Source organism: uncultured Sunxiuqinia sp., from assembly GCF_963974515.1.
Classification (GTDB): domain Bacteria; phylum Bacteroidota; class Bacteroidia; order Bacteroidales; family Prolixibacteraceae; genus Sunxiuqinia.
The window spans coordinates 1-12228 of record NZ_CAXBDD010000110.1 but is presented as its reverse complement, the minus strand read 5'-3'; the positions used below and the strand labels follow the sequence as shown (position 1 = coordinate 12228).

Here is a 12228-nt window from a genome sequence, read left to right as displayed (position 1 = left end):
TTTAGTTCAACAAAGTGCATACAGGACAGCAGGTTTGGTAAATGCAAACTTGAAAAACATGCTACAGGTATGAAACTCTCAGAAGAACAAATAGAGGAAATTACCGACAACCTGGACTCCGGGATAACATGTTTTTACAGCCATAAAACGGGCGGGATTAAAACATTACTCAATTTTGACAGCTGGATTGGAGCTGACCAGGAGCCATGGGAAGAAGAAGCTAAAGAGATTGATGAAAACCTGAATGGTTATTTTGAATTTGAAGGCTTGGGGCCCCAAGCATCTTTTCAGATAAAGGCCGAATTTGCGCAGCGTATTGATGACCCAAAACTACAGGGTCAATTGACAAATGCGTTAAACAGACCAAAGCCGTTTAGGAACTCTAAATGGCAAATTGATAATTCCATACAGTTCAGGCAACAATGGTTTGATTATAAAAAAATGCGCTACATACAATGGGTTAAAGGACAAATTGATATAAACGGGAAAGATTTTTGATGAATAATACAGATTTAGAAAAAGAGGTTAAAAGACTGGTTCATTCAAATCGTTACGAGAAAGGATATGTTTGTGCGGTAGATGTGCTCTTGCAACTGGGCTATCTTACCAAAGTTGATTATGAATCCTGGCGGTTTGGACGTGTTGACTACCTTGAGAGAGTATGCAAAACCAACTTGAAGAAGCTGACTTTCATTAGCAAGCTGATCAGAAAGTACTCGGCCGAATTGGCTTTAAAAAGTTCCTGGACTGCCTACAACCAATTCGGTGGAGGGATAAAACGTCGGTTGCGGTTTAGTAAATCTGGAAATAAATCAATTGAGAATAAATATGCTACTCATTATATTGATACAAAAAGGATCAATGAATTAAGAGAGATGAAAGCAAGCTTGTAATAATAAGTTTTGTCAATCATACATACAGACAATGACCAGTTGTTGATATTTAGAAGTTACCAATAATTATAAAAAGAGCATTCTCAACACAGAATTTGATAAAAATAATTTAACAAGTGTATCTAATTAATATCATTCGGTTACATGCCGGCTAGTCAAGACTAAGAGAGGCCAAATAATTAAACTTTCACAGAAGATTAACTGTTGTTCAAAAAGTCACATCGCAACAAATACGAAGTAGGACAAAAAATAATACTTTTGCATCTGTGAGACAGAGATTGTATTCCATATTATTGCTTTCATCGTTTCTGATGATTTTAATTCATACGATGATCCCACATCATCATCATGAGCTGATGGGGAATGAAATTTCTGAAGTTCAAAGCAGTACAAAACACCATTCTCATCATCATGATTCGGATCTGGATCATCACCATAAAAATGAAGATCGTGACCACGAACCAAAGGATGCATCAAAAGCGCACAATCACCCCTTCCCTTTTCACCATCATTTAAATGCGGCCACCGATCTCGATTATGCCAGGCTGAATTTGGGAGAAAAATCTTCGGTCAGCGTAAAGACAATTTCGATCCTATACGCGCTCAACTCTTTCACTGTATCAACGGAAGCTAAAGGAGAATGCCTTGCCCGCCTGAAGGACAAGCCGTTTCTCAGAAAATCCATCTTCGACCCCGGAGCCACAGGTTTACGGGCTCCTCCGTCTATTGCCTAATTTTTAGGACAACAATCATACTATTTTTTAATCTGTCCACCTCGGGTGGATACTAATATCAATCAATTATGAAGCGATTCATGTATTTATTGATGTTCTCTCTTTATTTGGTTTTTATGGCTGCATCCTGTCGTCCGAAAACGGAAAAAAAGAACGACCACAGTCATGAGCATGACACTGAAACACATGACCATGATCACGAGCACGACCATGAACATGCCGGTCAGGAGGAGTTTGTTGTTGGCGACAGCACAGCCACTTCGACCACAGAAGAACATCACGACCATGACCATGAGCATGGTCATGAACATTAAAAATGGTATTCCGGAGCTTTTGGCTCCGGAATTTTTAAAAACTTAAAAATGAAGACAAAATTATATCTATCACTCCTAGTAATAACCAGCTTTTTTGTGGCCTGTAACAGCAATCAAAACTCTGGTGGTCACACGCATGATACCGTTGGAGGACATCAGGAACAAGATGAGCATGGGCACGAAGCGGGGGCATTAAGCTACACCCTGTTTTCGAACGACTATGAACTATTTGTTGAGTTTCCTGCATTAACTGTTGGGCAGACAAGCACTTTTGCTGCTCATTTTACCCAATTAAGCACCTATAAACCTGTTTCGGAAGGAAAGCTCACAGTAAGCATTGTCAAAGGAGACAAAGGTATTCGACATCGCGTTGAAGCTCCGGCGTCACCCGGCATTTTTCGGCCAGCTTTGCAGCCAAAAGAAGCAGGTACTTACAAAATGCTCTTTGAACTGGAAAGCCCGTCTGGAAATGTACAATTTGAAATTCCGGAAATACAAGTCTTTGTAAATGCAGAAGAAGCTGCCCATGCCAGTCTGGAAGAAGGCAACGGAGACGAGATTTCCTATTTAAAAGAACAGGCATGGAAAACAGAATTTGCCACGCTGGCAGTATCCTTGCAGCCATTCTATTCCGTCATACACACTTCTGCCAAAGTAAAAGGACAACCGCAATCAACTGTTGCATTAAACGCACAAACCGAGGGGCAGGTCAATCTGATTGCCATGCCTGGACAATCGGTAAGAAAAGGCGAACTTCTTGCGGTGATTGCAAGCTCTGGTATTGAGAACAACTTGAATACCAAATTGAAAGAATCAAAAATAACGTTTGAGAAAAGTAAGGCGGATTTTCACAGAACCAGACCATTGGCTGATAAACAGGTCGTCTCACGAAAGGATTTCTTGCCAATCGAGTCTCAATACAAGCAGGATTCATTGAGATACTACCAGTTGGCTAATCAAGTTTCACAAAATGGGCTGAAAGTGACATCACCAATTGAAGGGTTTGTTAGCAGCGTTCATGTGAGCAACGGACAGTTTGTGGATAAGAGTTCGGTGATCATGCAAATTGGCACTCAAAATCAACTGCTTATTGAAGCATTTGTAAATCAGGCCGACTTTCAGAAAGTCTCAGGAATCTTTGACGCCAACTTTTCGTTTGCAGATGGAAAGGTATCGATCACGTTATCGGAACTTAGTGGCAAGGTAAGCTCAAACAATGCCTTTGTAAATGAAAATAATACCCGTATTCCAGTCACATTCTCAGTCCTTAACAATGGGAAACTGATGCCGGGAATGTTTCTCGAAGCTTTCCTGAAAACAGGAATGAAGGAACAAGCTTTGGTTGTTCCGCTATCCTCGATTATTGAAGAACAAGGGCAGTACTTTGTGTTTGTGCAGGCCGGGGGCGAATCCTTTATAAAGCGACCGGTTGAATTGGCCAACAGCGACGGCATCCGTACTGAAATCGCTTCAGGGTTGGAGCTTGGAGAACGAATTGTAACAAAAGGAGCCTACCAGATAAAGCTGGCGGCTATGGCGGGTGATTTACCACTTCATGGTCATACCCATTAAAAGTAAGAAGCTATGTTGAACAAGATAATAGATTTTTCTTTAAAGAACAGGCTTCTGGTGTTGTTTATGGCTTTCATCCTGTTAGTTGGAGGAAGTTATGTGGCCACACAAATGGAAGTGGATGTTTTTCCCGACCTTACTGCCCCATCGGTAGTGGTGTTGACAGAGGCACATGGTATGGCAACCGAGGAAGTCGAACGTTTGGTTACCTTTCCCATCGAGACCGCAGTCAACGGGGCAACCAACGTTCGCAGGGTTCGTTCCTCATCGGCCACAGGCATATCCATTGTTTGGGTCGATTTTGAATGGAACACCGACATCTTCAAAGCTCGGCAGATTGTGAGCGAGAAACTGGCAACAGTAGCCGAACGCTTACCGGAAAATGCCGGAAATCCCACACTCGCACCGCAATCTTCCATCATTGGAGAAATCATGGTCATTACCGTTTCGTCCGATTCGATTTCACCAATGGATTTGAGGACGATTTCGGACTGGCAAATCCGCAACCGCTTGTTATCAATCGCCGGTGTATCACAGGTAGTGGTGATGGGTGGTGATTACAAGCAATACATCGTGGAAGCCGACCCCGAAAAGATGGATTATTATGGGGTGTCGTTTATGGAGCTTTTCAAAGCCTGCGACCACCTGAACCAGAACGCAACCGGAAGTTTCCTGAACGATTTTGGGAACGAATATGTCATCCGTGGTATTATTCGTACCAATAATCTTGAAGACATCGGCAATTCGGTGATTAAAGTGAAAAACGGCCAGCCCATTTCAGTAAACGATGTGGCCACCGTTAAAACAGGAGCAGCACCCAAGATTGGTGCCGGGTATTTGAACGGCGAGCCAGCCGTGGTGATGACGGTATTGAAACAGCCCAATACCAACACCCTGGTTTTAACAGAAAAAATTGATGAAGCCATAGCCAGTTTGCAGAAAACGCTGCCTTCTCATGTCAAAGTCAGAACCGACATCTTCCGTCAATCCGATTTCATTATCCGAGCGGTAGATAATGTTACCCGAGCCCTGATTGAGGGTGGATTGTTTGTGATGATCGTCCTGTTTTTGTTTTTGTTGAATTTCCGCACCACGATAATTTCGTTGGTGGCCATTCCGCTTTCGCTTTTGGTGTCGGTCATCGCCCTGAAATGGTTGGGATTAACCATCAACACCATGTCGTTGGGAGGTATGGCCATTGCCATCGGCTCACTGGTTGACGACGCGATTATCGATGTGGATAATGTATTGAAACGGCTCAAAGAAAATGCCCGTTTGCCCAAGGCCGAACAGGAAAATAAGATCACAGTTATTTTCAACGCGTCCAAGGAAATACGGGCATCCATACTGAATGCCACACTGATTATCATTGTGGCCTTTATCCCCCTCTTTTTCCTGTCGGGAATGGAAGGCAGGATGCTAAAACCGCTGGGGATCTCATTTATCGTTTCCCTTTTTGCCTCACTGATTGTAGCCATTACCCTTACCCCCGTCATGTGTAGTTTTTTGTTGACCAGCGACAAGCAGTTGACAAAACATGAAACCGGAAGCCGATGGGTACGGTGGCTCAATAATAAATATGGCAAGGCCCTGGAGCGTTCGTTGAACTTCAAAAAGTCTATGATTGGGGCTGCCGGGGTTCTCTTTATCGCTTCCATGTTTGTACTATTCAGTTTGGGACGAACTTTCCTGCCTGAGTTCAATGAAGGAATGCTGACGCTGAGCACGGTGAGTTTGCCGGGTATTTCGCTGGAAGAAAGCAATAAAATGAATCGAATGCTGGAAAAGGAAATGCTCGAAATGGACGAAATCAACACCATCGTGCGACGCACCGGGCGAGCAGAATTGGACGAACACGCACAAGGTGTCTTTTCTTCGGAAGTAGATGTTCCGTTTACCCTCGGGGACAGGTCAAAAAATGAATTTTTGGAGGAACTGCGCAGCCGTTTGGGAACCATCCGCGGCATAAATATCACGATCGGTCAGCCCTTGTCGCACCGCATCGACCACATGCTATCGGGAACAAGGGCAAATCTGGCCATAAAAGTATTTGGAACCGATTTGCAAAAAATGTTTTCACTCGCTACACAAATCAAAAATGATATATCCGGCATAGAAGGCTTGGTTGACGTGAATGTGGAGCAACAGGTTGAAATTCCGCAGTTGCAAATAATACCCAAACGGGAAATGCTCAAACAATACGGCATCCCGATGAATGAATTTGCCGAATTTATTGACGTGGCATTTGCCGGAGAAAAGGTTTCAGAGGTCTACGAAGGTAATATGAGCTTCGATCTGGTACTTCGTTACGGCGACCGCTACCGACAGTCCATCGAAGCTGTAAAAAATATCCTTATCGACACTCATGATGGCAAGAAGGTTGCCTTAAAAGAGGTCGCAGATGTTATATCAGCATCGGGGCCAAACACCATTAGCCGTGAAAATGTGCAGCGCAAGGTGGTGGTATCGGCCAACGTATCGGGTCGTGACCTGCACAGCGTGGTAACCGATGTGCAGAACAGCATTAACGCAAACATCAATCTGCCCGAAAACTACTATATCGAATATGGCGGTCAGTTCGAAAGCGAGGAAAAAGCAGCCGGATTATTATTTTACACGTCGCTAATAGCCATTCTGATCATCTTCATGCTTCTATACATGGAGTTTCGTAACCTCACCGTATCGGCGGTCATCTTGCTGAACCTTCCGCTTGCATTGATTGGCGGGGTGGTAAGCATCTGGGCAACTTCGGGTATGCTCAGTATCCCCGCCATCATTGGGTTTATTACCCTGTTCGGTATTGCCACGCGTAACGGCATTCTTTTGGTTTCACGCTACAATGCACTGCTTGATGAAGGAGAACCCTTACACAAAGCCATTATTCATGGCTCGCTCGACCGTTTGAACCCCATTTTGATGACTGCCTTAACGGCAGCATTGGCCTTAATTCCTTTGGCTCTCACGGGAGACAAGCCGGGCAACGAGATTCAAAGCCCGATGGCGGTAGTCATTTTGGGTGGCTTATTCAGTTCAACACTGTTGAATGTTTTTATCGTGCCGGCAGTATATTATTTGGTTAAAAGAAAGGACGAAAAGAGATGAAAAGCTTAATCTATACAATACTTTTTCTTGCGGTGACATTTTCAGGATTCACTCAAAGTTTTGAGGGTTTCATGCAAAGTGTGGAACAAAACAATCCACGACTCATGGCCTTGGATAAATGGCTCGAAGCCGAGGCAACCTTGGCAAAGACAGGGATTTACCCTGATAATCCTGAAGTAAGCTACAATTATCTTTTCGGAAGCCCGGAAGCTATCGGCGATCAAAAAGAATTGGAGATTACGCAATCATTCAGGTTACCGGGATACTATACGTCAAAATCGGCCCTTCAAAAACTCGATTATCAGCAAAAACAAGCCTTGGCTGAAAAAGAAAAGCAGGAGGTTTTACATGCTGCGCGGAGGACTTACTTCTCGTTGGTTTGGCTTCAAAAAAAAGAAGCATTGCTGGAAAATCGAAAAGAAAATGCTGATAAGTTGCTTAAGCTGATGAAAGCAGGATTTGATAGAGGCGAAATTTCTAAACCTGTTTACGACAAGGCCCGAATCTACGCCATTGGAGTGCAGACCGACTATCAAAGGTTGCAATCAGAAATGAAGGCTCAGCACCAGTATTTGCAACAGCTCAACGGAGGAAAACCTATTGAAGGCCTCTCCTTTAGCTATCCTCTGGACTGGGAACTTCCAGAACTGGATACTTTATTAACGAACCTTTCGGCGAAAAATCCTAACTTAATACGAGCAGGTCTAAACATTCAACAGGCTGAAAAGGAAATCGAACACCAACGCATAAAGAGCTTGCCTTCATTTGAAGCCGGATATGTATCGGAAACCATTCTCAACCAAAAATTGAGAGGCATCCATGCAGGAATCAGCATCCCCTTGTGGCAAAACAAGAACACCGTAAAATATGCCAAACTTCAAACCGAAGCATCGAAGGCCGACTTTTCGCAAAAAGAAAGCGAACTGAAAGCCGAAGTTTCGGCTTTGTTCTTTGAGGCAAAAGCATTGAAGGACAGCTATGAGCAAATGAAGTTGATTATGGAAGAGGAAGCCATCTCCGACAGTAGTTTGGAATTATTACAAGCAGGACAGATTTCATTTACTGAATATTTGGTAGAAATTGAAATGATTAACAGCAATCGGATGCGGTATATCGACTACCAGAAGGATCTCTTCACCAGACTATCTGCATTAAAAGCGATGGTTAATTAGGAATCAGCCCGGGGTTCCTAAAAAAAGAACCTCGGGCTCGTTTTACAAGCAAATAAACATTCCAGAGCTAAATGTCTGCCATCCACAGCCTAATGCAGACAAAAGGAACCATTGTCTGCAATGCTGTTATAAGAACGAAGAGAACTGGAAGGGAGCTTCCACTATCGATAACTTCACGAAACCCCTCATTCACGGCGGGAGCGGAATACACATCATTGACTTTGAAAAATTTGAGGTCAAGCCCAACCAATTATTTGTTTTAAGTACAAACCATTTTCATTTTTGGAAAGTAAGTGCCAACACTAGAAACTCACAAAAGGCATTCGCATTTTGCAAAACATCATTTACCCGAGCGCTTATACATATTCCTTATTATTTCCTCCATATCCTCTAAATAAAGGGCTACCATAATTTGTTTTCATCCCTTTCCACCCTCTTAAATATCTATTTACTTCCCCCAGTTCACCCCAAAATCCGCCAACCCGCCCCACCATCGCAATTTTCACTTGACAGCATTTATTATGTTTGTTAATTGGCCATCTCCCGTTTTTAGTTTTCAAAATTCAGTAAAAGACTCAACTGTCCTTCATTAGGAGCTGGATCTGATCGAGGAATGAAAGCCCTTCGTATCATATTGCCCGCAATACTTTTATTATCGTGCTGATTTTGTAATGGATAAATTTGTGTAGTTCGTACAACCGTTCTTTGTTTAGTGTTTTTACCCCACTTTCGAGCAACAGCCTTGTGTGCAGGGATGAAAGCGATGAGTATATGATGCGCATGGCTATTGTCAGTATAGCCGGCATGCTTCGTAAGCCTTCGAATGTTTTGATTTGTATGTCTTCCAGGTTGTAGCATTCCTATTGTATCAGGATAAGCGGGACATTTTTGCATCATTTGTCCTTGACATGTAAATGACAGACCAATTAAGAAAATAAAGGCCAGGCATTCAGCTACGAATATGCACAAAATGAAGCCATAAACTTAAAAAACAACAAACTTAAGAACATCGTCAAAGCGTTGAAAAAGTACAATATTTCAAAGACCGAATTGGATTTAGCTATGGCTTAATCGTTCTAAATCCAAATTATATATCGCTGCATCTATACTGGAAAACATCCAGTAAAAATGTTTTGTCCCACCCCAAATAACTTAGTTGTCGTGGGTTATATGTGAGTTAGTGATTCGTTATCATCGTTTGTAATTCATCGAATAAGGCTTCTTAGGTCTTTTATTTCTCGGATTACTCCCCCGGACTGGTGATTTCCCGGGTGTTCCAGATCAAAAAGTCAAAGGCGCAAAGGGCTGGCTTGTATTTTTTATAGATAAAGGTTGGCACCAGCATATCCACTACGGTTGCAAAGGCATTCGTCCGGTTGATTATTGATATCTTATTGAACGGACTATTGTATAATTACACCGGGAATATTACGCAAGATCAAAAGCATCTGGACTCCGCCGGTTTTATTTTTACGCCTGTTATCTGCACCATGTTCCACGGAAGAATATCGATCGTCGTACAAGACTACTCAGCTACCAGCGTAATTGAATGCTGCAGCCGCTTCCTGTTGTTTTGCTATCACCTATTTTATTTTTCCTTGAAAATTAGGACAGCACCCATAGCTACTTCTACGGTTTCAATTTATTCTAATATCTTTGGGAGAAATTAGAATAATTTCAAGCAGTTTTTAATGGAATCTTATAACAATCCATAATACTGCACTAAAAAAATAGCCCATTGATATTCATCCCTCAAAATTTTTAACACCAATGAACATACAGGAAATTATCCCGGAACAAAAAGAAAAACTAGAAGGCCAGTTAAAAAAGGAAGAGTTGGCCCTTGGGGAAATCATTTTTAACAATGGTCAATGTCAGGTATTGTCGCAATCGGTTTCACGTTACGAATTGATCATTAGCGATGAGGCTAAAAATGAAATAGCAGCGTGCCGCCTTGACATCGAAGACGATGGAAATATCATTCCCTTTATAAAAGACAAAGCTTCTGGCTGGGACAAAAACTCATATGCATGCTTGCTGCAAATCGAAAGTGAAATACACTTGGCCGGTCCGAAACAACATCTGGAACATAAAAAATATAGCCGAGAAGGAATGATCAAACGGGTTTTGGCAGAACGCCAACAAAAAGCAGAAAAGGCTGCATATCGAATCCAATGGGCTGATAATATTTACGGCGACCATATCCTGACCAACGAAAAGGGGGTGAAATACAGAGTCTTTTTGCGCAATTTTAAGAATGAAACCGGCTATAGCGACAGCATGGACGCCCGCCTGAACAAACTGGGAACGACCAAACACATCATGCACGCATTCAAAGCTTTGAAAGAAGACAAACAACTTTTTAACAATCTGGACAAAACCTACCCGTTTATCGAAGTTTATTGTGACCCGCTGAACGATTATAAAGTTACCTGGCATTATCCGAGCAGCTTACCCGTGGAGGTTCAGCTATTGATTTCACGCTACTTCAAAAAATCTACTTTTATTGAAGATGATAAAATAACGGAGCTGCTGGGTTTTCTTGATAAAGCGGGCAAAAATCCGTCCATTTGCATTCGCCCCGAGGTGATCGAAAAAGTTGAATTGGCTTTTGAAATAAACATGCTCCAAAGCCTTCGAGAAAAATACACTCCTGATTTTAGCCTGATAAAAGCCGATTTATATGGATACCAGAAAGAAGGCATTCAGTTTGCCCTCTTCCGCAAAAACGCGATAATAGCCGATGAAATGGGGCTTGGAAAAACCGTTCAGGCGATTGGTACGGCCATTCTGAAAAAAGAAACCTTCGGCTTTACCAAAACACTAGTCGTTTGCCCCGCTTCGTTGAAGGAACAATGGAAAAAAGAAGTGGAGAAATTTTCGGGAGAAAAGGCATTGGTCGTTCAAGGGACGCCCGCCGAACGGGCGCAACAATACAAAGATCAGAGGCATTTTTTCTTTATCGTGAATTATGAAACCGTCCTGCGAGACCAAGTGTCCATTAATCGTACCGGTATTGATTTTCTGATTCTTGACGAGGCACAACGGGCGAAAAATTACGAAACAAAAACAGCTTCTTCTTTAAAAAGGATTGAAGCCAAACATAAGTTGGTCATTACAGGGACACCGATTGAAAACCGTTTGATCGATATTTTCTCCATCATGGGGATTCTTAGCCCGGAATTTTTTGGTCCCTTGTGGGAATTTTCATATCAACATTGCTTATTCGATCCCGAAAAACACAACAAGATCAACGGCTATTACGACCTTCAAAAACTGAATAAAAAATTGGAAGAAGTGCTGATCAGGCGGGAAAAAAGGAAAGTGATCGACCAACTACCAAACCTGCAACAGATCAACATTCCGGTTGAATTGTCGCCCCTGCAAGCTGATTATCACGGATCATACGCGCGGGGATTGGCACAGATTATCCGGAAAAAGTTTCTAACACCTTACGACCTTCAAAAGATGCAACTGCTTTTGGCAAGCATGCGCATGGTGTGCGATTCTACCTACTTGATTGACGACCAGACCAATGAATCGCCCAAGCTGGAAGAACTCAAACATATTTTATTAGATGAATTGGATGTCCCGAATAAGGCCACGAAGATTATTATCTTTTCTGAATGGATAAAAGTACACAAGCTTATTGGGAAACTGCTGCGGGAAAACAACATCGGTTTTGTTGAACTGAACGGGAAAATTCCTGTCTCTGCAAGGGGTGATCTAATCCGCAAGTTTGAATCCAACCCGCAATACAAAATATTTCTGTCGACCGAAGCTGGTGGGTCGGGTTTAAACCTGCAAGTGGCTGATACCCTAATCAACTTTGAACTTCCATGGAACCCGGCAAAAAAGAACCAGCGCATCGGCCGCATCGACAGGCTTGGCCAAAAAAGTAACAAGCTGACCATCTTTAACTTCATTACGCGCAATTCGATTGAGCAACAAATTGCCTCGGGTTTACTCGTAAAACAAAGCCTTTTTGATGGTGTTCTTGGAGACAATGCCAACACAAACTTCGTGGATTTCAGCACCAAAGGACGCTCTCAATTCATCCAGCAGCTGGAAGAATTTATTTCCGAAACCGAACGAAGGGAACAAGAAGAATTGGTTGCCGAATCTCAGGTACAGGAAATTCCACAAGAGAGTTTCACTGAACAACTCCCGGCCGATGAAATTGACTTTGCAGGTGAGGAAGCGGAACAACAGGAAGAACTTGCAAAAGCATCAACCAGCAGTGGCAACGGTGCAACTTCCATCAACACTGAAGAATTGGAGAAAGTGATGAATAACGGGCTGCAATTTCTTTCCGGTTTGTTTAAAATGTCAACAGGAAAAGAAATGGGCATGACAGACCAAAAAATTGAAGTAAACAAAGAAACCGGTGAAGTGACAATGAAATTTAAGTTACCAGGTTAGTACGGCTCTGATACACGTT

General features: G+C 42.6%; 7 protein-coding genes and 1 pseudogene. All 8 read left to right on the top strand.

Annotation, left to right across the window (positions count from 1 at the left end; translation table 11 throughout):
• Window positions 1-498: pseudogene (locus AAC033_RS16400) on the top strand (hypothetical protein); the annotation flags it as partial.
• Window positions 498-893, top strand: coding sequence for a hypothetical protein (locus AAC033_RS16395; protein ID WP_339740093.1), 396 nt, complete (start codon window positions 498-500; stop codon window positions 891-893). The pseudogene AAC033_RS16400 and the gene AAC033_RS16395, both read left to right, overlap by 1 nt.
• A 266-nt stretch (window positions 894-1159) precedes the next feature.
• A complete protein-coding gene (locus tag AAC033_RS16390) occupies window positions 1160-1627 on the top strand; it encodes a hypothetical protein (RefSeq protein WP_339740091.1) in 468 nt (155 codons plus the stop codon).
• A gap of 68 nt (window positions 1628-1695) precedes the next feature.
• On the top strand, window positions 1696-1941 hold the full coding sequence (locus AAC033_RS16385) for a hypothetical protein (RefSeq protein WP_339740089.1): 246 nt from the start codon (window positions 1696-1698) through the stop codon (window positions 1939-1941).
• Window positions 1942-1989: 48 nt separating this feature from the next.
• On the top strand, window positions 1990-3513 hold the full coding sequence (locus tag AAC033_RS16380; protein ID WP_339740087.1) for an efflux RND transporter periplasmic adaptor subunit: 1524 nt from the start codon (window positions 1990-1992) through the stop codon (window positions 3511-3513).
• Between the two features lie 12 nt (window positions 3514-3525).
• Entirely contained in the window at window positions 3526-6615 is a 3090-nt protein-coding gene (locus tag AAC033_RS16375; protein WP_339740085.1) for an efflux RND transporter permease subunit, read from the top strand.
• The gene (locus tag AAC033_RS16370; RefSeq protein WP_339740083.1) at window positions 6612-7787 is read left to right on the top strand and encodes a TolC family protein; all 1176 of its coding nucleotides are present in this window, start codon (window positions 6612-6614) and stop codon (window positions 7785-7787) included. The genes AAC033_RS16375 and AAC033_RS16370 overlap by 4 nt, the downstream gene beginning before the upstream one ends.
• 1770 nt (window positions 7788-9557) lie before the next feature.
• Window positions 9558-12209: a DEAD/DEAH box helicase gene (locus tag AAC033_RS16365; protein WP_339740081.1), complete on the top strand. Its 2652-nt coding sequence runs from the start codon at window positions 9558-9560 to the stop codon at window positions 12207-12209.
• Window positions 12210-12228 lie beyond the last annotated feature (19 nt).